Genomic DNA, 21659 nt, shown 5'->3' on the forward strand with positions numbered 1-21659 from the left:
AGCTCCGCGATCACGGACAAGCAGCTCAGGCTCGACAAGCAGGTCACGGGCAAGGGCTGGAAGGTCGTCTACATCACCACCCGCAAACTCCAGGATCGGTGGCGAATAGTCCCCGAAATCGCGCTCACAACACTCCGGATCAGCGGCCGGTGTTGTTCATCTCGTCCGGGTGCGAGCCGATGCGCTCGCCGCGGTCGAGGCCGGTGATGGCGGCCATGTCGTCGCCGGAGAGCTCGAAGTCGAAGATCTCCAGGTTCTCCCGGATGCGCGACGGCGTCGCGGACTTGGGGAAGACGACGTCGCCGCGCTGCACGTGCCAGCGCAGCACCACCTGGGCGGGGGTGCGCTCGTGCTCGACGGCGATGCGGGCGAGGGTCGGGTCGTCCAGCACGCGGCCGCGGCCGAGCGGGGACCAGGCCTCGGTGACGATGCCGTGCTCGGTGTCGAACGCGCGGACCTCCTCGTTGCCGAACCACGGATGGATCTCCACCTGGTTGACGGCGGGCACCACGGTGCCCTCGGCGAGCACGCGGCGCAGGTGGTGCGGCTGGAAGTTCGACGTGCCGATCGCGCGGGCGCGGCCCGAGCGGTACAGCTCCTCCAGCGCTCCCCACGCCTCGACGAACCGGCCGACGGCGGGCAGCGGCCAGTGGATGAGGAACAGGTCGACGTGGTCGAGGCCGAGCTCCTCGAGGGAGCGGTCGAACGACTCCAGGGCTGCGTCGTGCTCGTGGAACGCGTTGTTCAGCTTGGTGGTGACGAAGAGCTCGTCGCGCGGCAGCCCGGCCGCGGCGATGGCCTCGCCGACCCCGCGCTCGTTGCGGTACATCTGCGCGGTGTCGATGTGCCGGTAGCCCGCTTCGAGGGCGGTCAGCACCAGCTCGCGCGTCTCCTCCGGCGGGACCTTGAAGACGCCGTAGCCGAGCTGCGGGATCGACGTGCCGTTGTTCAGGGGCAGGGACGGGATCTCGGTGCTCATGTCACCCATCTTGGCCCGGACGGCGTGGCGTCGCGCGGCCGTCCGGTCCGCGGGGCTGCAGCAGCCGACGGGCGGGCCGGCTCTGCGCGGCGGTCGTCGCGATCGGCGATGCTGGACCCATGAAGAGTCTGCCCCTGGGTCCCACGGTGATCGACGACGACCGGGAGGTGCGGTTCGTCGCGGGGTCGCACCAGTTCGCGATCAAGCTCAAGGACGGGCACCTGCACGTGCGCGCCATCGACACGGGCGAGGGAGAGGCGCAGATCTCGGTCGTCCCGACGTCGAGGAGCACGCTCAACCTGCACGTGGAGGGCAAGTCGTCGCACGGCCCCGTGGAGGTCGCGAGCCCGACCGTGCGGTAGGGCGGGGGAGCCCGCCGGGACGCGGGTCATCGTCCCCAGGGCTGCGCTCCGGTCGGCGGTGGGCGCACAATGGAGGGGTCGGAGGTGTTCCATGGTCACGATCGACGAGGCGCGCGCCGCCAAGCCCGCCCTGCGCGAGGCGCTCGAGAGCGTCGACGGGGTGTGCGGCGTCGGGCTCGCCCAGCGCGGCGACGAGACGGACTGGGTGCTGCAGGTGAACGTCGTCTCCCTCAGCGCGCGCAAGGACGTGCCGCCCCAGATGGACGGCGTCCCCGTCCAGGTCACGGTCGTCGGCGCGGTCACCGCGCTCTGACGCTCAGGCGGCGAGCGCACCCAGGGCGGAGACCTGCTCCAGCAGCTCGTCCGCCCCGACGGTGTCGTCGGGGTCGAGGAGCACGCGCGACACCGCCCCCAGCAACAGCATCTGCACGAGCGCGCCCTGCGCGTCGGGGACGCCGAAGAGCTCGGCCAGCGCGGCGCGGGCGTGCGCGTTGTCGGCGGAGACGGCGGCGGCCCGCTCCGGGTCGCGCGTGGCGGCCGCGACGAGCTCGAGCTGCACCGCCCAGAGCGACCGGTCGTCGGCGACCGACGCCATGACGCGCTCCCACACCGCGCGGAACCGCTCGCCCGGCGACGCGCCCAGGTCCTCGGCGCCGATGGCCTCCAGCACGTCGCCCCAGTCGCGCAGCGCGTCGACGAGGGCCGCGTCGAGCAGCGCCTCCTTGCTGCCGAAGTGGTAGCCGATCGCCGCGAGGCTCACACCGGCCGTGGTGGCGACGTCGCGCGCCGACGTGCGGGCGTACCCCTTGTCGCGGAGGCAGGTGCGGGCGGCGGCGAGCAGAGCGGCCCTGTTGTCGGTGGAGCGCATGCGCCCATCGTAGCTCGATCGTCTGAAACGAACGTCTTGCACGATCGTCTCAATCGGGTCTAGCGTGGTGCGCGCCACCTTCCTCATGGTCAGGAGAACTCCCATGAACCGCTCCGTCCTCGTCTCCGGCGCCGGCGTCGCCGGCCTCTCCCTCGCGCACCGGCTCGCCGCCCGCGGCGACGTCGTGACCGTCGTCGAGCAGGCGCCCGCGCCCCGCGCCGGCGGCTACAAGGTCGACGTGCGGGGCGCCGCGCTGCAGGTGCTGGACCGCATGGGCCTGCTCGAGGACGCGCGGAGCCTGCGCACGGAGGTCCGCGCGGGCACCGTCGTCGACGCCCGCGGGCGCCGGGCCGCCAGCATGGACGGCGACACCTTCGGCGGGCGCGTGCACGACGACGTCGAGCTGCTGCGCGGCGACCTGCACCGCCTCCTGCGCGAGGGCGCCGCCGACGCCGAGCACGTCCACGGCGACTCGATCGCGACCCTCGAGGACACGGGCGACGGCGTGGAGGTCGGCTTCGCCTCCGGGCGGACGGGGCGCTACGACGTCGTCGTCGGCGCCGACGGGCTGCGCTCGCGGACGCGGAACCTGGTGCTCGGGCCGGACGAGCGGCACGTCGTCGACCTCGGGTACTACGTGGCCGTGGCGACCGTCCCCAACCGGCTCGGCCTCGACCGCGAGGAGGTCACCTATGTCGGCCCCGGCCGCACCGCGCTGGTCTACGCGACGGCGCGCGAGGAGGGCGCGCGGGCGATGTTCCTGTGGTCGTCGGCGCCGCTCGGCCACCGCGACCTCGGGCGCGAGCAGCGCGAGCGGCTGCTCGCCGACGCGTACGCCGGCGAGGGCTGGGAGGTGCCCGGCCTGCTGGCCGACGTCCCCGCGTCCCCGGACCTGCTGTTCGACTCGCTCAGCCAGGTGCGCACGGACCGCTGGTCGGAGGGTCGCACCGTGCTGCTCGGCGACGCCGCGTACTGCGCGTCCGCTGCGTCCGGGCAGGGCACGAGCCTGGCGCTCGTCGGCGCGTACGTGCTGGCAGCCGCCCTCGACGCGCACGACGACCCCGCCGTGGCGTTCGCCGACTACGAGCGCCGGATGCGCCCGTTCGTGGCGGCCAACCAGGAGCTCGGCCCCGCGAACATCAAGCGGATGGTGGTCGGCACCCGCGGGCAGGTGCGCGCCTCGCTCGCGATGCTGCGGGTCATGGACAGGCTGCCCGGCAAGGAGCGCATGATGGCCGCGATGACGGCGCCCATCCACCGTGCCGCGAACGCCGTCGAGCTGCCCGACGCGGCCTGAGCGCCGTCACTCCCCGCCTGGCGGAGCGCCGATCGCCCGGTTGTAGACGACGTCGAGCTGCTTGGCGAGGCGCGCCACCTCGGCGAGGACGACCAGGAACCCGACCACCGCGGTGATCAGGCCGAGGACGTACGGCACGTCGCCCCTGGGCGGCACCTCGTCGTCGAGGACGACCATCGCGTCGAGGTTCATCTGCTGGCCGACCTGGAACAGGACCAGCCCGACGACCAGCAGACCGATCCCGACCAGCAGCGCGGTGGCGGACGGCTTGCGGGGCGGGTTCTCGGAGACGTCCGCTCGGTCGGCGGACGGGGCGAGGCCTGCAGCGGGGGTGCCGCCGTCGTCGGTCATGGGCCCAGTGTGGCGGCGGGCGGGGGCGTCACGCCGCCACGACGCGGGTGAACCCGGCGGATCCCGCAGAATGGATCGGTGAACTCCTCTCGGTTGCCTCGTGTCCGCGCCTCCGAGCTGGTCGGCCGCGGCTGGCTCAACACCGGCGGCCGCGACGTCGCCCTCGCGGACCTGCGCGGCAAGGTCGTGATCCTCGATTTCTGGACCTTCTGCTGCATCAACTGCCTGCACGTGCTGGACGAGCTGCGCGAGCTGGAGGAACGGCACCGCGACGAGCTGGTGATCGTGGGCGTGCACTCGCCCAAGTTCGCCCACGAGGCGGACCCGGACGCGCTGGCCGCCGCCGTCGAGCGGTACGAGGTGCGCCACCCGGTGCTCGACGACCCCGAGCTGGTGACGTGGGGCGCGTACACGGCGCGCGCCTGGCCGACGCTCGTCGTCGTCGACCCGGAGGGGTACGTCGTGGCGCAGATGGCGGGGGAGGGCCACGCCTCGGCGATCGAGGCGATCGTCGACGAGCTGGTCGCCGAGCACGACGCGAAGGGCACCCTGCACCGCGGCGACGGGCCGTACGTGCCGCCCGAGCCGACGTCGGGCACGCTGCGTTTCCCGGCCAAGGCGGTCGCGCTGCCGGGCGGGAACCTGCTCGTGGCCGACGCCGGGCACCACTCGCTGGCGGAGCTCGGGCCCGACGGCGAGACCCTCGTGCGGCGCATCGGCTCTGGCGAGCGCGGGCTCGCCGACTCCCGCGGCGACGCCGCCCCCGACGAGGCGCGGTTCAGCGAGCCGAACGGCCTGTGCCGGGTGCCGGACGAGCTGCGGCCGGCGCTCGGGTACGACGTGCTCGTCGCCGACACCGTGAACCACGCGCTGCGCGGCGTCGACCTGGCGACCGGCCGGGTGCGGACGGTGGCCGGCACGGGCGAGCAGTTCATGGTGGGCGGGCAGGAGAACGTCGTCGGGTCGACCGACGCGTTCGACCCGGCCGCGGCCTACCCCGCCGCCTCCGTGCGCCTCAGCTCGCCGTGGGACGTCGCGTGGTCGCCGCGGCTCGGCGCGTTCGTCGTCGCGATGGCCGGGAACCACACGCTGTGGGCGTTCGAGCCGCTGGCGGGGACGGTCGCGCTGCTCGCCGGCACGATGAACGAGGGGCTGAAGGACGGCCCCGGCGCCGAGGCGTGGTTCGCGCAGCCCTCCGGGCTGGCGCCGGCGACCGGTCCCGGCGCCGACGACGCGATCTGGCTCGCCGACGCCGAGACCTCGGCCCTGCGCCGGGTGACGCCGGCCGACGACGGGTCGGTCGTCGTCACGACCGCCGTCGGGCAGGGGCTGTTCGACTTCGGCCACCGCGACGGCGCGGCGGGCGAGGCGCTGCTGCAGCACCCGCTGGGCGTGGCGACGCTGCCCGACGGGAGCCTCGTCGTCGCCGACACGTACAACGGCGCGCTGCGCCGGTACGACCCCGCCACCGGGCGGGTCACGACGCTCACCACCGGCCTCGCCGAGCCGAGCGACGTGCTCGTCGAGGCCTCCGACGACGCGGTCCACCTGCTGGTCGTGGAGTCCGCCGCGCACCGGCTGACCCGGGTCGCGCTGTCGGCCGACGTCGCGGGCGAGGTGCTCGACGGCGGCGCGCACCGGGTGGCGCGCCCGGCCACCGAGGTCACGCCCGGCGAGCTGCGGCTGGACGTGCCGTTCGTGCCCGCGCCCGGGCAGAAGCTGGACGACCGCTGGGGCCCGTCGACCGAGCTGCGGGTCAGCGCCACCCCGCCCGAGCTGCTGCTCGACGGCGCGGGCGACGGCGTCGACCTGGGTCGCGTGCTGGTGCTCAACCCGGACGTCGCCGAGGGCGTGCTGCACGTGACCGCCAAGGCCGCCTCGTGCGACGTCGTCCCCCTCGGCCCGGACGGCGAGCCCGACCCCGACGTCTTCCCCGCCTGCCACCTGGCGCAGCAGGACTGGGGCGTGCCGGTGCGCGTCACGCCCGACGGCGACGCGTCGCTCAGCCTGCCGCTGCGCGGCTGACCCGCCGCGGCGTGCCCGGGCCCTAGGGTTCCGGGCGTGACCACACCCAGCACGGGCGACGTCCTCGTCGCCGGCCCCGCGTCCTGGAACCGCATCGTGCACCTGGACGCGCTGCCCGAGCCGACGCCCCACACCGTGTTCGCGCGCGGCGCGTACGACACGGCCGGCGGCACGTCCGCCGGCAAGGCGCTCAACCTCGCCAGCCTGGGCCGCGGCGTCGTGCTGCGCACGGTGCTCGGGGACGACGACGAGGGCGCGCGCGTACGCGGCGTGCTCGAGGACGCCGGCGTGCGGGTCCTCGCCGAGCCGTCGCCGGACGGGCGCACCGAGAGCCACCTGAACCTCATGGACACCGGCGGCGGCCGGCTGTCGGTCTACCTGCGCGCGCCCGGCGAGGTCCCCGCAGAGGGGCCCGGCTGGGACGCGACGCTCGCCGCCGTGGACGCCGCCGCGGCCGTCGTCGTCGACCTCGCAGCGCACTCCGTCCCCGTGCTGGTCGCGGCCGCCCAGCGCGGCCGCGACGTGTGGGTCGACCTGCACGACTACGACGGCGTCACCGCGTTCCACCGCCCGTGGGCGGACGCGGGCACGCACGTGTTCCTCAGCTCCGACCGGCTGCCCGACCACCGGTCGTTCATGGCGGAGCGGCTCGACGCCGGGGCGCGGCTCGTGGTGTGCACGCACGGCGCCCGCGGTGCCACGGCCCTCACCGCCGACGGCTTCGTGGACGTCCCCGCCGAGCGGGTGGACGACGTCGTCGACACCAACGGCGCCGGCGACGGGTTCTTCGCCGGCTTCCTCGACGCCCACCTGCGCGGAGCGGACCTCGCCGCGGCGCTCACCGCGGCCGCGGCCCACGCCGCGCGCGTGGTGCGTAGCCCGGGCCTGGCACCCGCCGGCTGACGCATCGGCGCGTCGTGCGGCGTGGACCGCCCGCGGCGCGTCAGGCCGGCGTCACGCCAGCCCCGTGTCCCGCGCGACGATCGCCGCCTGCATCCGGGAGACCACGCCCAGCTTGGCCAGCACCCGGGAGACGTGGGTCTTCGCGGTGGCCTCGGTGATGACCAGCTCGTCGGCGATGCCCTGGTTGGACAGCCCCCGTCCCAGCGCGCCCAGCACGTCGACCTCGCGCGGCGTGAGGTCGGCCAGGCGCGGGTCGTCGGGCGCCTGCCCTCGGGCGCCGGCAGGCGGTGGTACCGCCGGGACGGCCGCCCCCGTCAGCTGGGCGAGCACGCGGCGCGTCACCTCGGGGGCGAGGACGCCGTCGCCGGCCGCGACGCGGCGCACGGCGTCGAGCAGCGCGGCGGGCTCCGCCGTCTTGAGCAGGAACCCGGCGGCGCCGGCGCGCAGCGCGCCGTCGACGTACTCGTCGAGGTCGAAGGTGGTGAGCACCAGGACGTCGGCCAGGCCCTCGGCGGCGATGGTGCGCGTGGCGGCGATGCCGTCCGTGCCGGGCATGCGCAGGTCCATGAGCACGACGTCGGGCCGCAGCGCGCGGGCATTCGTCACGGCTGCGTCGCCGTCGGCCGCCTCGCCCACCACCTCGACGTCGGGCGCGGCGTCGAGCAGCAGCCGCAGCCCGGCGCGGATCGCGGCGTGGTCGTCCGCGATCAGCACCCGGACGACGGCGCCCGCCGCGCCGCCCCGGGTCGCAGGTGTGGTCATCCCCTGGTCCTTCCGTTCTCCAGGCCGGCGTTCTCCCGGCCGGCCTCTGCGGGCACCCGCGCGCGCACGGCCCAGCCGCCGTCGTCCGTCGCGGCGGCGTCGAACGTGCCGCCCAGCGCCTCCGCACGCTCGCGCATGGTGAGCATCCCCGTCCCGGCGCTGAACGGCAGGGCGGCCGCGTCCACCGTGCCGCCCCCGTCCGCCGGGGGCGCCGCGTTCCGTACCTCCAGCAGCACCGCGCCGCCGTGCGGCCGCGGCTCGCGGGCCAGCCGCACCGTCACGGGCGCGCCCGGCGCATGCTTGCGGGCGTTGGTCAGCGCCTCCTGGGCGATCCGGTACAGGGCGTGGCCGACGGCGGCCGGCAGGTCGGCGCCGGCGACCCCGTCCGGGTCCTCGGCCGTCACGACCGTGCCGTCCGCGCGGGCGAGCTCGAGCAGGTCGCCCAGCCGGTCCAGCCGCCCCGGTGCGGCGAGCGGGTCGCGCGGCTCGTCGGCGCGCAGCAGCTCGATCATGGACCGCATCTCGGTGAGCGAGGCGACGGCGCTCGTGCGGACCTGCTCCAGCGCACCGCGGTCGCGCGCGGCGTCCGGCGGGGTGCTGAGGGCCGCCCCGGAGTGGATCGCGATGGTGGACAGGTGCGACGCGATGACGTCGTGCAGGTCGCGCGCCATCGCCGCCCGTTCCGCGCGCACCGCCTCGTGCCGGTCCAGCTCGGCGATCCGCGCGAGGTCGTCGGCGCGTGCCCGCTCCACCGCCGCGAGCTCGGACTTCTGCCGCACGTTGTCGGCCCACCACATCGGCACCAGCAGGATCGCGCCGAGCTGGAGGCCGCCGTAGACGAACATCCGCACGTCCCGGGTGACCTCCCCGACCACGATCGCCCCGCCCACCGCGACCGCGACCGCCGTCGCCCACAGCCACCGGCGCGCCGTCGGGCCCGACCACATCGCCGCCGCGTACAGCAGGTCCCAGAACACGAGCGTGATCGCGAGGCTGCCGCCCCAGACGACGTCGAGCGCCGTCACGAGCACGCCGCCCGCGAGCGCCAGCACGGGCCGCGACCGCTTCGCCAGCGTGATGGCGCAGCCCACCGCGAGCAGCGCGACGCGCCACCACGGCTCGGGCTCGGTCGTCAGCGGCGGGTTCCAGGTGTACATGTCGACGAGCCCGACCTCGATGAAGAGCCAGCCGAGGAGGAACAGCGTCACGGCGGTGGTGACGTCGCCGCGCCGGTCGTCGCCGCCCCACAGCCGCACGAGCCTGCCCAGGAGGGTGGGTGCGGGGCGGTCGGTCGTCACGGCCCCATCCCAGCACAGCGCGCCGCGCGGGGGATCGGTCGAACGGTGTACCCGGGGCGGTCGGGCCAGGATCACTCGTTCGGGCGACGACGACGGGCGGGGCGCGTCGCGAGGATCGACGGCATGGACCTCATCGACCTCGGCGGGCTGGAAGGCGCGGGCCTCGGCGTGCTCGCGGGCGCGCTCGTCGTGCTGGCGCTGATCGACTCGACGAGCTTCGGCACCCTGCTCGTCCCCGTGTGGCTGCTGATGGCGCCGGGGCGTCCGCGCCCGGCACGGCTCCTCGCCTACCTCGGCACCGTCGCGGGCTTCTACCTCGCGGTGGGGATCGCGGTGATGCTCGGCGCGGGCGCGCTGCTGGCCCGCTACGGCGACGTGCTGGACTCGCGGCCGGTGATGCTGCTGCAGCTCGCGCTCGGCGTCTTCCTCTTCGCGATCAGCTGGCGCTTCGACGGCAAGAAGGCCGAGGCGCGGGCCGCCCGGGAGGGCGCGAAGCCGGGCCGGCTGGTGCGCTGGCGTGCGCGGGCCATGGGCACCGAGGCGAACGCGTCGCTGCTGCCGCTGCTGGGCCTCGCGCTCGGCGCGGTGGCGCTCGAGGTGGGGACGATGCTGCCGTACCTGGCGGCGATCGGTCTGCTCACGACGTCGGACCTCGGCACGGGCACGAGCCTCGGCGTGCTCGCCGCGTACTGCGTGGTCATGGTGCTGCCGGCGCTGCTCCTGCTGGGGGCCCGGCTGGCGTTCTCCCGCCGCGTCACCCCGATGCTGGCCCGGCTGGAGCGGTGGCTGTCCAGGAACGCCGCCGACCTCACGGGCTGGACGCTCGGCATCCTGGGCGTGCTGCTCGCGCTCAACGCCCTCGGTCGGCTCGGCTGGACCTGACGGCCCGGCGGCCCTCAGCCCTCCAGCTCGTCCAGCACCCGCGCAAGGTTGGCGCGGGCCGTGCGCACGTATCCGGCCACCCAGTCTCCGGAGTACCCGCGGGGCACGGTCTCGACGACCAGGAGGCAGGCGAAGTACGCCCGGTAGAGGCGCAGGCGCTGCCAGGCGTCCGGATCGCCGGACCCCGGCGTGCCGTCGCCGACGCCCAGGTCGCCGCCGGCGTCCCGGTAGCCGGCGAGCAGGTCGGCGTCCACGGCGCCGACGCCGAGCTGGTCCGCCCCGACGAGCTCGAACACCGGGTCGCCCCACAGCGCCCGCTCGGCGTCGAACGCCCCGACCACCGTGCGCTCGACGGGGTCGAGCAGCAGGTTGCCGGGCCACAGGTCGGCGTGCACGAGCCGCGGCGTCGTGACGGCGGCGAGCAGGTCGCGGTGCCGTTCGACGGCGGCCACGAGCCGGTCGGCGGGCAGGTCGACGTCCCAGCGGACGGCGTCGTCGAGGGCGGCGCGCACCGTGCCCGCGAACGCCTCCGGCCAGGTGGCGGCGGCGAGGCCCGCCTCGGGCGCCGGGTAGCCGAACCGGTCGGGGGCGCCGTCGTCGCGGGTCACGCGGTGCAGGCGGGCCATGAGGGCGCCCAGCGAGCGGCGCGCCCGGGCGGTGGCCGCGCCGTCCAGCTCGAGCGTGCTCCACAGGTCGCCGTCGAGGAACGTCGTCACGAGGGCGTCGCCGTCCACGTGGGTGCGGGTGGCGTCGTGGTGCAGCACCCGCGGCAGGGGCAGCCCGGCGGCGTGAGCGACCCGGTCGACGTCGGCCTCCGTGCCGAGCACGCCGTGCTCGTAGCGCAGGAGGCGGGACGTGTCGGAGCCGGTCACCTTGACGACCACCGTCCGTCCGTCGGCGAGGTCGGCGCGCAGCACGCTCGCGAACAGGCCGCCGCTCAGCGGGGCGACACGTCGCACGGCGCCGAGCGGCGCGAGCAGCGCGACGACCTGGTCGTCCGAGACCGCCGTCTTGGTGAGCACGCGCGCGAGCGTAGCGGGCCCCCCTCGGACAGTCAGCCGGCGAGGAGCGCGGGCAGCTCGAGGAGGGAGTCGACGACGGTGGCGCGCGCCGCCTCGGGGCGCTCGGCGTGCAGGTATCCCCACGGGCCGCGCCGGATCAGGACCGGCACCATGCCGGCGTCGGCGGCGGGCAGCACGTCGTTGTCGAGCCGGTCGCCGACGTACGCGATCTCGGTGGCGGGCACCCCGGTGAGCTCGGCGACCTTGGCGAAGAACCCCGGGTCGGGCTTCTGCACCCCCCACTCGTCGGAGGTGCGGATCGCGTCGACGGGCAGGTCCATCGCCTCGAGCGCGGCGCGGGCCTGCGGCGGCTGGTTCCCGGCCACGACGACGGCGAGCCCCGCGGCGCGCAGCGCGGCCAGCGCCTCGCGCACGTCGGGGTACAGGTCGTCGCCGTCGAAGTTCTCGCGCAGGCCGGCCGGGTCGTCGGCCGCCCAGCGCTCGATCTCGGAGGGGACGTCGACGCCGGGCCGCACCAGCTCGAACGCGTGCCGGTGCGACAGGTCGAGCGCCGCGCACCCGCCGAGCACGCCCAGGAACGTCAGGGCCGGCACGCCCAGCCGGTCGGCCCATCGGGTCCAGATCCGGGTCTCGTCGATGAGGGTCTCGCCGACGTCGAACACCACCGCGCGCACCATGTCCGCGACCCTATCTGCCGCGCCGGCGACGCCCGCGCGCGGCCGGAGGACAGCGGGTTGTCAGTGCGCGTTCAGACACGGCGGCTATCGTGCGGAGCATGGCCGAACCGCGCGAAGCCCAGGCAGTCCCCGTGACGCTGTCGACCGCCTCGGTGTACCCGCGCCGCGCGGCGTTCGCGTTCGAGGTCGCGGCCGAGCTGGGGTACGACGGCGTCGAGGTCATGGTGTGGTCGGACCCGGCCACGCAGGACCCGGCCCAGCTGCGGCGTCTGTCCGACGAGCACGGGATGCCGATCCGGTCGGTGCACGCCCCGACGCTGCTGGTCAGCCAGCGGGTGTGGGGCCGGTCGCCCGCCGACAAGCTGCGCCGCTCCGTCGACATGGCGGGCGAGCTCGGGGCGGCGACGGTCGTCGTGCACCCGCCGTTCCGCTGGCAGTACAAGTACGCAAGGCAGTTCCAGGACCTGGTGCACGAGCTCAACCAGGCCAGTCCCAACCAGGCCAGTCTCGACCAGGCCGGCCGCCACCAGGACGGCGGCGTCACCGTCGCCGTCGAGAACATGTACCCGTGGAAGCCGCGCTCCCGCGGCGACCGCGAGCTCAAGGCGTACCTGCCGGGCTGGGACCCCGCGGACCACGACTACGACGCGGTGACGCTCGACCTGTCGCACGCCGCCATCGCGCACCAGGACGGGCTCGCGCTGGTGCACGGCTTCGGGGACAAGCTGCGGCACGTGCACCTGGCCGACGGGACGGCGTCGGGCCGCGACGAGCACATGGTGCCGGGCCGCGGCGACATGGCCTGCGACAAGGTGCTCGAGGAGCTGGCGCGGCGCGGCTACGCGGGCGACGTCGTCGTCGAGATCTCGACGCGCAAGGCGCGCACCGCGAGCGAGCGGCACGCGGACCTGCAGGCGGCCCTGAAGTTCGCGCGGGCGCACCTCGCGCCGGTGCCGGAGCCGTACCAGCCGCCGCCGCCCGAGCACCACCACCTGCCCGCGGACGCCTGGTAGGGACCAGGCGCGACGCCGGACGGCGGTCGGGGCGTCGTCAGGCCGCGACGACGCGGGCGCCGACGGCGCGCAGCACGAAGGCCTCGGTGGCGCGGATCGCGCGCTCCCGCGCGGCGGGGTCGTCCGGGATGAGCCGGCCCGACAGGCACGCGTTGACGAGCTGCACGGTCGGCTCGATGTCCTGCTCGGGGAACTCGCCCTCCGCGATCCCCGCGCGCAGGATGCGCTTGAGGATGGACTCCACGATCTCGGCGTGCTCGCGCAGCCGCGCCTGCGTGGTGCGCGACAGCACGGTGCGCAGGTCCGGGCCGGGGGCGAGGTGGAAGACGCGGGTGAGCTGGGCCTGCTGGCGGATGTACGTCCGGAGCTGTTCGACGGGGTCGTCCACCTCGGCGAGGGCCCGCTCCAGGGTCTGGGCGTACTGCTCGGTCTCGTGCGTGATGAACCCCAGCAGCAGCGCTTCCTTGTCGGGGAAGTGGTTGTAGACCGCGGTACGACCGACGCCGGCCGCCGTCGCGATGTCGGCCAGCGTCACGGAGTCGAAGCCCCTCTCGGACATCAGCGTCGAGAGGGCGGTGAACAGCTTGTGCCGGGTCATCTGGCGGTGCTCGTGCAGGCTCTTCCCGATGATCTTGGGCATGCTGACATCATAGGCATCCGTTGTCAGCACCTCCGGACGCTAGGGTTCCGTTGTGACCGACCCCACCGCTCAGCCGGACGGCATCGTTCCCGACACCAAGGACTGGACCTGGGTGCTGGAGCGCCCCTGTCCGGAGTGCGGCTTCGCGGCCGCCGAGATCGCGCCGTCCGACGTCGGGCCGGCCGTCCGCGAGACGCTGCCGCGCTGGCGCGCCGCCCTCGCCCGCCCCGGCGTCGCCGAGCGCCCGCGCCCCGACGTCTGGTCGACGCTCGAGTACGCCGCCCACGTGCGCGACGTCTTCCGCATCTTCGACGAGCGCCTCGCGCTGATGCTCGCCGAGGACGACCCGGCGTTCGCGAACTGGGACCAGGACGTCGCCGCGGTCGAGGGCGACTACGCCCACCAGGACGTCGCGACGCTGGTCGCCGGGCTCGACGCCGACGGCGCGGCCGTCGCAGCGGCGTTCGACGCCGTCGCGCCCGGCGAGGCGGAGCGCACCGGACGCCGGTCCAACGGCTCGGTCTTCACCGTGCGCACGCTGGGCCAGTACTTCCTGCACGACGTGGTGCACCACCTGCACGACGTGCGCGCCTGACCGCGAACCCGCAGGTCACGCCGTCACACGACGGCAACACCGCCGTCATCGCCCGGTGACCCCGGTGCCGGTACGGTCCGCGCCATGGCCAGGGTCCCTGCGCTCGTCCCCGCGGAGCACACCTCCGACCACGTGCTCGTCGTGCCACGTCGGCCCGACGACGCCGGCGGCCCGGGGCACGACCTGCCCGCCCTGGCGGCCGCGTGGTTCGACGACGTCGGCTGGCTGAGCGCGCCCTCCGCCCCGGCGCCGGCCCGCCCCGCGGGCGGCGCGCGGTTCCACGGGGTGCGGGCCGAGGCGCGGCCCGCCGCGGGGGTGCTGCGGCTCGGCGCGGAGCACCGGGCGGCCGGTCCCTATCCGCTCGACGCCGCCGCGGCCGCCGCCCTGGGGGTGCCGGGCCCGGCGGACGCCTGGGCGCTGGGCCGCGCGGACGGCGCGCTCGACGCGCGGGGCGGCCGGCCCGCCGTGCACGACGACCGCGACGGGATCGTGCGGGCGTTCGCCGCGGCGCTGCCGGTGGGGGAGGAGCTGCGGCTCGTCGCCTGGGCGGTGGCCGTGGCCCGGCGTTCCTCGGGGCTCCTGCTCGCCGACGGCCGGCACCTGCTGCGCCCCGACCCCGGCGCCTCCGTCGACCTGACGGTCTGGCCGGCCCGGCCGGTCCCCGCCGGGGAGCTGCTCGAGGTGGTGCGGGCCGTGGTCGCGACCGCGACGCCCGAGGCGGCGCCGGGCGGCGGCCCGGGGCCCCGCGTGCTCGCCAGGACGCCGTACGACGGCGACCTCGTCGTCACCCCGGAGGCGGTGGGCGCCCTGCCGCGCGCGCTCGTGTCCCGGCCGTGGCCCGCCGGGGCTCCCGCGGGCGTCGTCCGCCTGGCGTGGCGTCCGCCGGACCCGTACGAGCTGCAGGTGTCCGCGCCGTCGGGGGTGCACCTCATCGCGCGGGACCGGGCCCGGGCGATGCTCGCGAGGGCCGCGACGCTGCTGCGCGGTCGGGCGGGCGGGGCCGTCGTCGACGACGCGGGCTTCGAGCTCGCGGAGGGCGACCTGGAGCTGCGGCGCGCGGCCTCGACGCCGGGGGCCCGGGCCTGGGTGTGACGCACGTCGTCCACAGCTCTTGTCCACAGCCTCTGTCCACAGGGCGGGGTGGACGAGGGTGCGCGCCCCCGTGCTGCCTCACCTGCGACGTTCCACGATGGAACGGTGCGCGGAGGCCCGCGGCGCGTCCTTCGCGATGCCGTGACGTGGCCCGCCGGAGCCCGCGAGAACCGCGAGATCTCGCGGTTTGCGCGCCCGCGGCGACGGTCGGCCGGGTGGCCGTCGAGAACGCCGCAGGAGCACGGGCGGTCGGCCGGGGCGTGTCGCGCCCGGCGCGTCGTCCACAGATTTCTTCCACAGGCCTGTGGGTGACATGGGGATTCCGCGGGTCGTCCTGTGGACGAACCTGTGACCGGAGGGCCCACTAGAAATACGTGCCCCGAACCCCTTGCACCGCCTCCGCGGCGGGTCTAGAAACGTGCGTACCGGTCTTGCGGAGACCGGGCCGACGATCACCCGAGAGGGCGGTCGCCTGCCCGCTCCACGGGACACGGTCGACCGGAGAACGACGGGCCGTCCCGTACCGCGGTGCGGGTTGTGGGTGACGACACAGGTGCCTGTACGGGGCCGGAAGACCACCCGCGTCCGGCTGTTCGTGGAGAACGGGTTCTGCAGAGGCGACGACGCACCAGGCCTCGACAGGACACGGCGAACGGCCGGGGTCGTGACGTCGCCACGGCGCCCCTGGTCCCCGGGACCGTCGATCAGGGGTACGCGGTTCTCTCCGAGGCCCCCCGGCCGCCCCGGGGGGCCTCGGCACTCCCCAGGGCCCGTGCGCTCCGCCGTCGCCCCCTGCCGCACCGTGCGGCCTACGCTCGGGCCATGAGCAACCTCGAGACCCGCCCGGCCGAGCGCACCTGCACCGCCGGCGACCGGCCGGCCGGCGTCGAGCTGCTGACCGCCCGCGACGTGCCCCTCGGCGGCCCCCGCGCCATGAACGTGCGGCGCACCATCCCGCAGCGGCAGCGCTCGCTGGTCGGCGCCTGGTGCTTCTGCGACCACTACGGGCCGGACGACGTGTCGGAGTCCGCCGGGATGCAGGTGCCGCCCCACCCCCACATCGGGCTGCAGACCGTCTCGTGGCTGTTCGCGGGCGAGATCCTGCACCGCGACTCGGTGGGCTCCCTCCGGACCGTGCGCCCGGGCGAGCTGAACCTCATGACCGCGGGCGTCGGCATCTCGCACTCGGAGGAGTCGCCGGCCGACGGGCGTCCGCCCCTGCTGCACGGCGTCCAGCTGTGGACCGTGCTGCCCGAGGCCGACCGCGCCTCCGAGCCGCACTTCGAGCACCACGGCGACCTGCCCGTGGCGACGCCGGACGGCGCGCGCGTGCAGGTGTTCATGGGGGAGCTCGGGGTCGCGGGGGAGCGGCTCGCGTCGCCGGCCCGCACGTACACGCCGATCGTCGGCGCCCAGCTCGACCTGCCCGCGGGCGGGAGCGTCACGCTCGAGACCGCCCCGTCGTTCGAGCACGCCCTGCTCGTCGACGCCGGCGACGCCACCCTCGAGGGCGAGACCGTGCCGCCCGCCGAGCTCGGCTACGTCGCCCCCGGCCGCGACCGGCTCGTCGTGACGGCGGGTGCGTCCCCCGTGCGCGCGGTCCTCATCGGCGGCGAACCGTTCACCGAGGACGTCGTCATGTGGTGGAACTTCGTGGGGCGCACGCACGACGACGTCGCACGGGCGCGCGCGGACTGGATGGCGCAGGTCGCCGACGACGGCGAGGGCACGCCCACCCGCTACGCGGACGGCGCCGCCGGCCGCCGGTTCGGCGAGGTGCACGGGTACGCGAGCGGGCCCTTGCGCGCGCCCGCGCTGCCCGACGTGCGGCTGCGGCCGCGCACCCGCCGCTGACGGGTCCGGAGGCGCGGGTCAGGTCCGCGGGAACGTCACGCGCACCGTCGCGACGCCGTCGGACGTGGAGCGCACGGTGACCCGCATCGCCCCCGATCGGGTGGTGAACGACGAACCCTCGCGCAGGTTCGACCGCCGGGCGGACTCCTTGCCCATCGGCACGATCAGGTGCTCGCCGGGGTAGGCCCACGTCGAGCCCTGCCGTCCGAGCCGGCTCACCGTGATCCCGTACGCCACGGTGTAGTCGCCTCCCGCCCGCCAGGGGATCCCGCCGAGGTACGGGTATCGGGCCCCGGACGGGCGCCGGAACTCCACGTAGTAGTACTGCCCGGTCGTCGGGTCGACGGCGCGCAGCAGGGTGGGCCGGCTGGTGCTCCGGTGCCGGGCGTCGAGCGTCACGGTGCGCGCGCCACCCTTCCTGGTGACGGTCACGACGTCGGACGACGGGAGCACGCCGAGGCGCTTCTTCTGCGCGCCGGACAGCGGCGCCGTACCGACGGCCGCGAAGTCGGCCCCCATCAGGTCCATCGGGTCGAGCCCTTCGAGCGCGCCGCAGCGGGACGAGGTGAAGGTACGGTCCGGGACGCTTCCCGTGCACCAGCCCACCCCCGAGTGCTCCAGGCCCATGTTGTGGCCGAGCTCGTGCGCCAGCGTGGACACCGCCGTCGCGTACTGGGCGTGACCGAAGCGCGAGCTCCGGGTCGCTCCGTCCGGGCCGCCGAAGAGCGAGAACGACCAGCCCCCGGGGTTGTCGCGGCCCGCCTTGCTCGGCAGCGAGCCGAGCCCGAGCGTGCCGCCGCACGTGTCCGTCTCGCGCGGGCCGCCCGGGTAGTCGCCGCGCAGGTACGGGAAGAGGACCACGAGGTGCTCGCGGGTGCCCGGGCCGCGGGTCGTGGAGTCCATCCAGTCCGCGCCGTAGTGCGCGCGCCCGCCCCGCTTCACCTGCGTGAGGATGCGGCCGGTCGTCGTGCACGATCCGTCGCCGGTGTCGATGCGCTTGATCTCGGAGGCGCGCACGAACCGGACCCGGCCGCCCGACTGCCGCGACCAGTACGCCGACACCTTGGCGAGCAGGGCGTCGACGTCGGCGTTCCGCACCAGCTGCGCCGCCCGGCTCTTCGACATCCAGTGCGGCGTCGCCACGGCGACGTCCACACGGTGCACGCTGCGGTCCGTCTGGGCGCGGACGCGGGCCTGCGAGAGGTCCGGACCGGTGACGGCGGACTGCCACCGCACGACGTCGTCGACGGCCTCGGCGTCGGGCGCCCGTCCCGGCGCGGGCGACGTGTCCGCCGACGTGACCGCCGTCGTGTTCGCCGACGATGCCGACGATGCCGACGATGCCGACGGTGCGGCGGCCGGGACGCCGACGGCCGCGAGCGGCTCCGCCAGCAGGGCCGCCGTGGCGACGAGGGCTGCGATGGTGATCGCGCGTGCCTGCATGGTTCCCCCTGGGGCTCCGGACGCGCACCAGGACGGCGCGATCGGCCCGAGAAGCGTAGGCACCGGCCGTGTGGCGCCGCCCGTGGGGGCGGGGGTGAGGTGGGCCCATCAGCGGGTGAAATCGTCGCCCAGGGCGCTCACCCGAGGTGCAGCTCGACCACCGGCACGACGCGCAGCCAGTCCTGTTCGCCCCGCTCGGCGGCGAGCGGCTCGGCCCACTCGGCGAGGACGGGGCCGAGCGTCGCCCACGGTCCGGGGTGCGCGTCGGTGTACGAGCGCAGGATCGCGGCGCCGTCGTCCGGGGCCAGCACGACGGCCCGGGACCGGACGTCGCGCCGTGTCCCGATCGACACGAGCACGCGCGCGTCGGCCTGCACGTTGCGGAACCACTGCGACCGCGGCCCCAGCCCGGCGACCACGACGGCGCGGTCCGCCGCCGGCCGCGCGACCACCTCGAGCACGACGTACCGCCGCTGCCCGCTGCTGCGCCCGCGGTGCTGCATCATGAGCAGCCGGCCGCCCGTGAGGAAGCCCAGACCCGCCCGGAACATGCCGATCGGGGCGCGGACGAACCATCGGGTGTGCAGCAGACGGGACGCGAGGCTCATGCCTGCGAACGTATCGGCGCGGGCCGTCGTCGTCCCGTCGGCGCGGCACTTCGCGCCCGGCGCGGCAGTTCGAACTGCCGCCCCGAGCGCAGACTGCCGCGGTGAGCGGTGGGTCCGGGAACGACCAAGGCCCGGACCGAACGGTCCGGGCCTCGCGGTGGAGCGGGTGACGGGAATCGAACCCGCGCTGTCAGCTTGGGAAGCTGAAGTTCTACCATTGAACTACACCCGCGCAGCAGCACCCTGACGGTGTGCGCGCCCCGATCATACCCAACCGGGGGTGATGCTCCGAACCGGTGGCCGGCACGCCGCGGACGGCGTGCCGGCGGCGGCGTCAGAGCGGGCGGATGTTGGACGCCTGCATGCCCTTGGGGCCCTGCGTGACGTCGAACTCGACCTGCTGGCCCTCGTTGAGGGAGCGGAAGCCGTCCGCGACGATGGCGCTGTAGTGCGCGAACACGTCGGCGGTGCCGTCGGAGGGGGCGATGAAGCCGAACCCCTTCTCCTCGTTGAACCACTTCACAGTTCCGGTGGTCATGGTGTCTTCTCTCGTTGATGCGACGGACCAGCGAACGCCGGTCCGGTCGTCGCACCCGGGCGGGTGCGGACGGTGCGGGCGCGGGCTCGACGAGCGCGCGCGGTGACGTGGCGGGCGGGCGCGTGCTGCGCCGTCGCCTCGGCCAGGGTGGGGACGACGGCGACGGGCCGCGAGAAGCGGTCGTGCACGTGGAAGCCGTCCGGGTGTCGGGTGATCATGCCCCCGTACTCGCCGTCGACCGTCGCGACCCACAGGTCGTCGTCGGCCCGGCGCCACACGGGGGTGGGTCGGGTGGTGCCCTCCGCCGCGGACGCGGACGTGAGGGGCCTTGCGATGGTGGAAGAAGTGATGCTCTCTGCTCTGCTCTCGCTCCGCGCGACTCGGTGTTCGGTTCGTCGGGCGGAGATCGTCGTGGACGGCGGTTCGCCGTCTGCGCGCGGACCTGGCTTCGATGCGAGGTACCGAAGAGTGCCGGGGTCGGATCCCGCGGCGTGCGCGGCCTCCATGGTACACGAGGGCCGGTCGGGCCCCGCGGTCGGACGGCGGAGCGCTCCCCGCCCGACCCGACTACCGTGTCCCCGTGCTGCTCTCCGACCGCGACATCCGGGCCGAGCTCGACGCCGGGCGGGTCGTCCTCGACCCGTACGACCCGACGATGCTCCAGCCCTCCAGCATCGACGTCCGCCTCGACCGGTACTTCCGGCTGTTCGACAACCACAAGTACCCCTTCATCGACCCGTCGCAGGAGCAGCCCGAGCTGACGCGCCTGGTCGACGTCGCGCCGGACGAGCCGTTCGTGCTGCACCCGGGCGAGTTCGTGCTGGGCTCGACGTTCGAGTCGGTGACGCTGCCCGACGACGTCGCGGCGCGCCTCGAGGGCAAGTCGTCGCTGGGGCGGCTGGGCCTGCTCACGCACAGCACGGCCGGGTTCATCGACCCCGGTTTCTCCGGGCACGTCACGCTGGAGCTCAGCAACGTCGCGACGCTGCCGATCACGCTGTGGCCCGGCATGAAGATCGGCCAGATGTGCTTCTTCCGCCTGTCGTCCCCGGCGGAGCACCCGTACGGCTCGGACGCGTACGGCTCGCGCTACCAGGGGCAGCGCGGCCCGACGGCGAGCAGGTCGTGGCAGTCGTTCCACCGGAGCGAGGTCTGAGCGCGGCGCGCGGCCGCGGCACCGGGACGCCTGACGGGCCGTTCCGCGACGGGTCCGGACGTCGCTACGCTCGGTCCCGCCGCGCCGGCACCGGCGCGCCCCGGTCCCGGAAGGAGCTCCGCCAAGTGGCCCAGAACCAGCCCACCCTGCCGCCGTTGCCCCAGGTGGCGGCGCAGGGTCACCAGGCGCGACACCTGTTGGGCGTGCCGTCGGACGTCGTGGTCGACGAGATCGAGGTCCTCGCGATGTCCCGCTTCGTCGGGACGCGCTGGGACGTGGTCCCCGCGGACCTGCCCGGGGCGGACGTCCCGGTGGGCCGGATGGCCAACCCGGGGGAGCCGGGGGTGCTGCGGCTGTCGCGCCACAGCGCCGTCTCGGGCCCGTACGCGCCGTCGGGCAAGGGCGGCAAGGACGTCGAGGCCGGTCTGCCGTCGGGCACCGCGATGGTGTTCGACGTCGTGTGCCCGCGCGAGCGCTGGGACGACGCCACCCGGTTCGGCGGCGACCGGGACGGCATCGGTCGCGCTTTCCCGGCGGCGCTGCCGAACCGCGAGGAGGAGCGCGTCGTCGCCTGGCTGGTCCAGACCGCGCGTCGCCTGGGCGGTTCGGTGCGGCTCGACGTCGCCGGCACGTGGGACGACGCCGACGGCGGCCGCCGCCCGGCCGGGCCGGGCGTGGTGCTGACCCCCGACCCGGACCGGGCCGTGGACCTCACCGTGTACTCCGACATCTGGCTGGACCCGCAGGCCGCGCACCGCGTGCTGCAGGCCACGCACCCGCGGGTGCGGCTCGCGACGGAGGGCAGGCCGTACCAGGGCCCGCCGGCGGGGATCGCGGACCGGCCCCTGTACCCGGGGGAGCCGCTCGATCCCGAGGTGCGCAAGGCGATCCACGAGCGCGCCGACGACGTCGACATCGAGGCCCTGCAGGCGCCGATGGTGCTCGACGCGTACGGCCTGACGACCGACCTCGGCCTCGACGGCTCCGTCACCGTCGAGGTGACGGGCGACGAGACCCTGCCCCTGCTGGTGCGCGAGCTGCCGTGGGCCGCCGCGGGCGCCGTCTGCTACCACGTGCGGTGGGACCCGCCGGACGTGTACGAGGCGAACCAGGAGTTCCCGCAGGCGGCGCACGTCGTCGCGCGGCGTCGCGCCGCCGACCTCGTCGGGAAGATGGCGGTGGCGATCCACGCCGCCGTGGGCGGCGAGATCGCCGACGAGGCGGACTTCCTGCTGGCCCCCGAGGACCTGTAGGGCGCGGCGTCGAGCGACCCAGGTCACACCCACCTGTCATC

Annotated in this window: 24 protein-coding genes and 1 tRNA gene; 12 read left to right on the forward strand and 13 right to left on the reverse strand. The window is 75.3% G+C overall.

Features of this window, described 5'->3' with window-relative positions; all coding sequences use genetic code 11:
- Positions 1–139: 139 nt before the first annotated feature.
- Positions 140–979: an aldo/keto reductase gene (locus tag ABZ493_RS17500; RefSeq protein ID WP_430583427.1), complete on the reverse strand. Its 840-nt coding sequence runs from the start codon at positions 977–979 to the stop codon at positions 140–142.
- Between the two features lie 119 nt (positions 980–1098).
- Here ABZ493_RS17500 and ABZ493_RS17505 point away from each other — a divergent pair, with 119 nt between their 5' ends.
- Together ABZ493_RS17505 and ABZ493_RS17510 are read left to right on the forward strand one after the other, a co-directional pair.
- Complete coding sequence (locus tag ABZ493_RS17505) at positions 1099–1341, forward strand: hypothetical protein (protein ID WP_430583428.1); 243 nt, start codon at positions 1099–1101, stop codon at positions 1339–1341.
- Between the two features lie 91 nt (positions 1342–1432).
- Complete coding sequence (locus ABZ493_RS17510; protein WP_430583429.1) at positions 1433–1654, forward strand: hypothetical protein; 222 nt, start codon at positions 1433–1435, stop codon at positions 1652–1654.
- Positions 1655–1657: 3 nt separating this feature from the next.
- Here the strand turns inward: ABZ493_RS17510 and ABZ493_RS17515 are convergent, their stop codons facing one another.
- Complete coding sequence (locus tag ABZ493_RS17515) at positions 1658–2209, reverse strand: TetR family transcriptional regulator (RefSeq protein ID WP_430583430.1); 552 nt, start codon at positions 2207–2209, stop codon at positions 1658–1660.
- Between the two features lie 103 nt (positions 2210–2312).
- Here ABZ493_RS17515 and ABZ493_RS17520 point away from each other — a divergent pair, with 103 nt between their 5' ends.
- The gene (locus ABZ493_RS17520) at positions 2313–3506 is read left to right on the forward strand and encodes an FAD-dependent monooxygenase (protein ID WP_430583431.1); all 1194 of its coding nucleotides are present in this window, start codon (positions 2313–2315) and stop codon (positions 3504–3506) included.
- 6 nt (positions 3507–3512) lie between these two features.
- Here the strand turns inward: ABZ493_RS17520 and ABZ493_RS17525 are convergent, their stop codons facing one another.
- Positions 3513–3857, reverse strand: coding sequence for a DUF1538 family protein (locus ABZ493_RS17525; RefSeq protein WP_430583432.1), 345 nt, complete (start codon positions 3855–3857; stop codon positions 3513–3515).
- Positions 3858–3935: 78 nt separating this feature from the next.
- On the opposite strand from ABZ493_RS17525, the gene ABZ493_RS17530 reads away from it, so the two are divergent.
- Both ABZ493_RS17530 and ABZ493_RS17535 read left to right on the forward strand, forming a co-directional pair.
- A complete protein-coding gene (locus ABZ493_RS17530; protein ID WP_430583433.1) occupies positions 3936–5882 on the forward strand; it encodes an NHL domain-containing thioredoxin family protein in 1947 nt (648 codons plus the stop codon).
- A gap of 36 nt (positions 5883–5918) precedes the next feature.
- On the forward strand, positions 5919–6785 hold the full coding sequence (locus tag ABZ493_RS17535; RefSeq protein WP_430583434.1) for a carbohydrate kinase family protein: 867 nt from the start codon (positions 5919–5921) through the stop codon (positions 6783–6785).
- A 51-nt stretch (positions 6786–6836) separates the two neighbouring features.
- Here the strand turns inward: ABZ493_RS17535 and ABZ493_RS17540 are convergent, their stop codons facing one another.
- Together ABZ493_RS17540 and ABZ493_RS17545 are read right to left on the reverse strand one after the other, a co-directional pair.
- Positions 6837–7547, reverse strand: a complete 711-nt coding sequence (locus ABZ493_RS17540) for a response regulator transcription factor (RefSeq protein ID WP_430583435.1) — start codon at positions 7545–7547, stop codon at positions 6837–6839.
- On the reverse strand, positions 7544–8845 hold the full coding sequence (locus ABZ493_RS17545) for a histidine kinase (RefSeq protein ID WP_430583436.1): 1302 nt from the start codon (positions 8843–8845) through the stop codon (positions 7544–7546). The genes ABZ493_RS17540 and ABZ493_RS17545 overlap by 4 nt, the downstream gene beginning before the upstream one ends.
- 123 nt (positions 8846–8968) lie before the next feature.
- Between ABZ493_RS17545 and ABZ493_RS17550 the strand changes: the two genes are divergently transcribed.
- Positions 8969–9727 carry a GAP family protein gene (locus ABZ493_RS17550; RefSeq protein ID WP_430583437.1) on the forward strand — a complete coding sequence of 253 codons (759 nt, stop codon included), beginning with the start codon at positions 8969–8971 and terminating at the stop codon, positions 9725–9727.
- Positions 9728–9741: 14 nt separating this feature from the next.
- Here ABZ493_RS17550 and ABZ493_RS17555 read toward each other — a convergent pair whose 3' ends face one another.
- Positions 9742–10749, reverse strand: coding sequence for an aminoglycoside phosphotransferase family protein (locus ABZ493_RS17555; RefSeq protein ID WP_430583438.1), 1008 nt, complete (start codon positions 10747–10749; stop codon positions 9742–9744).
- A 32-nt stretch (positions 10750–10781) separates the two neighbouring features.
- Positions 10782–11426, reverse strand: a complete 645-nt coding sequence (locus ABZ493_RS17560; RefSeq protein WP_430583439.1) for an HAD family hydrolase — start codon at positions 11424–11426, stop codon at positions 10782–10784.
- Between the two features lie 98 nt (positions 11427–11524).
- Here ABZ493_RS17560 and ABZ493_RS17565 point away from each other — a divergent pair, with 98 nt between their 5' ends.
- Positions 11525–12439 carry a sugar phosphate isomerase/epimerase family protein gene (locus ABZ493_RS17565; RefSeq protein WP_430583440.1) on the forward strand — a complete coding sequence of 305 codons (915 nt, stop codon included), beginning with the start codon at positions 11525–11527 and terminating at the stop codon, positions 12437–12439.
- A gap of 37 nt (positions 12440–12476) precedes the next feature.
- On the opposite strand, the gene ABZ493_RS17570 is transcribed toward ABZ493_RS17565, so the two are convergent.
- Complete coding sequence (locus ABZ493_RS17570) at positions 12477–13079, reverse strand: TetR/AcrR family transcriptional regulator (RefSeq protein WP_430583441.1); 603 nt, start codon at positions 13077–13079, stop codon at positions 12477–12479.
- A 52-nt stretch (positions 13080–13131) separates the two neighbouring features.
- Between ABZ493_RS17570 and ABZ493_RS17575 the strand changes: the two genes are divergently transcribed.
- From ABZ493_RS17575 to ABZ493_RS17585, 3 genes are all read left to right on the forward strand, one after another.
- Entirely contained in the window at positions 13132–13674 is a 543-nt protein-coding gene (locus ABZ493_RS17575; protein WP_430583442.1) for a DinB family protein, read from the forward strand.
- 84 nt (positions 13675–13758) lie between these two features.
- Complete coding sequence (locus ABZ493_RS17580; RefSeq protein WP_430583443.1) at positions 13759–14766, forward strand: hypothetical protein; 1008 nt, start codon at positions 13759–13761, stop codon at positions 14764–14766.
- Between the two features lie 822 nt (positions 14767–15588).
- Positions 15589–16620, forward strand: coding sequence for a pirin family protein (locus ABZ493_RS17585; RefSeq protein WP_430583444.1), 1032 nt, complete (start codon positions 15589–15591; stop codon positions 16618–16620).
- 18 nt (positions 16621–16638) lie between these two features.
- On the opposite strand, the gene ABZ493_RS17590 is transcribed toward ABZ493_RS17585, so the two are convergent.
- From ABZ493_RS17590 to ABZ493_RS17610, 5 genes are all read right to left on the reverse strand, one after another.
- Positions 16639–18063, reverse strand: a complete 1425-nt coding sequence (locus ABZ493_RS17590) for a hypothetical protein (RefSeq protein ID WP_430583445.1) — start codon at positions 18061–18063, stop codon at positions 16639–16641.
- A gap of 137 nt (positions 18064–18200) precedes the next feature.
- Positions 18201–18671, reverse strand: coding sequence for a nitroreductase family deazaflavin-dependent oxidoreductase (locus ABZ493_RS17595; RefSeq protein ID WP_430583446.1), 471 nt, complete (start codon positions 18669–18671; stop codon positions 18201–18203).
- A 158-nt stretch (positions 18672–18829) separates the two neighbouring features.
- Positions 18830–18903, reverse strand: a tRNA-Gly gene (locus ABZ493_RS17600).
- A 102-nt stretch (positions 18904–19005) separates the two neighbouring features.
- Positions 19006–19209, reverse strand: coding sequence for a cold-shock protein (locus ABZ493_RS17605; protein ID WP_429765752.1), 204 nt, complete (start codon positions 19207–19209; stop codon positions 19006–19008).
- A complete protein-coding gene (locus ABZ493_RS17610) occupies positions 19206–19487 on the reverse strand; it encodes a hypothetical protein (RefSeq protein ID WP_430583447.1) in 282 nt (93 codons plus the stop codon). Before ABZ493_RS17610 ends, ABZ493_RS17605 begins: the two co-directional genes overlap by 4 nt.
- A 302-nt stretch (positions 19488–19789) precedes the next feature.
- On the opposite strand from ABZ493_RS17610, the gene dcd reads away from it, so the two are divergent.
- Both dcd and ABZ493_RS17620 read left to right on the forward strand, forming a co-directional pair.
- Positions 19790–20365, forward strand: coding sequence for a dCTP deaminase (dcd, locus tag ABZ493_RS17615; protein WP_430583448.1), 576 nt, complete (start codon positions 19790–19792; stop codon positions 20363–20365).
- 125 nt (positions 20366–20490) lie between these two features.
- Positions 20491–21618, forward strand: a complete 1128-nt coding sequence (locus ABZ493_RS17620; RefSeq protein ID WP_430583449.1) for a hypothetical protein — start codon at positions 20491–20493, stop codon at positions 21616–21618.
- Positions 21619–21659 lie beyond the last annotated feature (41 nt).

The organism is Isoptericola sp. NPDC019482 (assembly GCF_040632295.1).
Lineage (GTDB): Bacteria > Actinomycetota > Actinomycetes > Actinomycetales > Cellulomonadaceae > Isoptericola.

Excerpts from the sequence above, each read along its gene's own strand:
- ABZ493_RS17565 (WP_430583440.1), top strand. The coding sequence starts at position 11,525 with ATGGCCGAACCGCGCGAAGCCCAGGCAGTCCCCGTGACGCTGTCGACC.
- ABZ493_RS17515 (WP_430583430.1), bottom strand. The coding sequence starts at position 2,209 with ATGCGCTCCACCGACAACAGGGCCGCTCTGCTCGCCGCCGCCCGCACC.
- ABZ493_RS17590 (WP_430583445.1), bottom strand. The coding sequence starts at position 18,063 with ATGCAGGCACGCGCGATCACCATCGCAGCCCTCGTCGCCACGGCGGCC.
- ABZ493_RS17505 (WP_430583428.1), top strand. The coding sequence starts at position 1,099 with ATGAAGAGTCTGCCCCTGGGTCCCACGGTGATCGACGACGACCGGGAG.
- ABZ493_RS17595 (WP_430583446.1), bottom strand. The coding sequence starts at position 18,671 with ATGAGCCTCGCGTCCCGTCTGCTGCACACCCGATGGTTCGTCCGCGCC.
- ABZ493_RS17510 (WP_430583429.1), top strand. The coding sequence starts at position 1,433 with ATGGTCACGATCGACGAGGCGCGCGCCGCCAAGCCCGCCCTGCGCGAG.
- ABZ493_RS17605 (WP_429765752.1), bottom strand. The coding sequence starts at position 19,209 with ATGACCACCGGAACTGTGAAGTGGTTCAACGAGGAGAAGGGGTTCGGC.
- ABZ493_RS17500 (WP_430583427.1), bottom strand. The coding sequence starts at position 979 with ATGAGCACCGAGATCCCGTCCCTGCCCCTGAACAACGGCACGTCGATC.
- ABZ493_RS17560 (WP_430583439.1), bottom strand. The coding sequence starts at position 11,426 with ATGGTGCGCGCGGTGGTGTTCGACGTCGGCGAGACCCTCATCGACGAG.
- ABZ493_RS17550 (WP_430583437.1), top strand. The coding sequence starts at position 8,969 with ATGGACCTCATCGACCTCGGCGGGCTGGAAGGCGCGGGCCTCGGCGTG.
- ABZ493_RS17570 (WP_430583441.1), bottom strand. The coding sequence starts at position 13,079 with ATGCCCAAGATCATCGGGAAGAGCCTGCACGAGCACCGCCAGATGACC.
- ABZ493_RS17540 (WP_430583435.1), bottom strand. The coding sequence starts at position 7,547 with ATGACCACACCTGCGACCCGGGGCGGCGCGGCGGGCGCCGTCGTCCGG.
- ABZ493_RS17525 (WP_430583432.1), bottom strand. The coding sequence starts at position 3,857 with ATGACCGACGACGGCGGCACCCCCGCTGCAGGCCTCGCCCCGTCCGCC.
- ABZ493_RS17580 (WP_430583443.1), top strand. The coding sequence starts at position 13,759 with ATGGCCAGGGTCCCTGCGCTCGTCCCCGCGGAGCACACCTCCGACCAC.
- ABZ493_RS17520 (WP_430583431.1), top strand. The coding sequence starts at position 2,313 with ATGAACCGCTCCGTCCTCGTCTCCGGCGCCGGCGTCGCCGGCCTCTCC.
- ABZ493_RS17585 (WP_430583444.1), top strand. The coding sequence starts at position 15,589 with ATGAGCAACCTCGAGACCCGCCCGGCCGAGCGCACCTGCACCGCCGGC.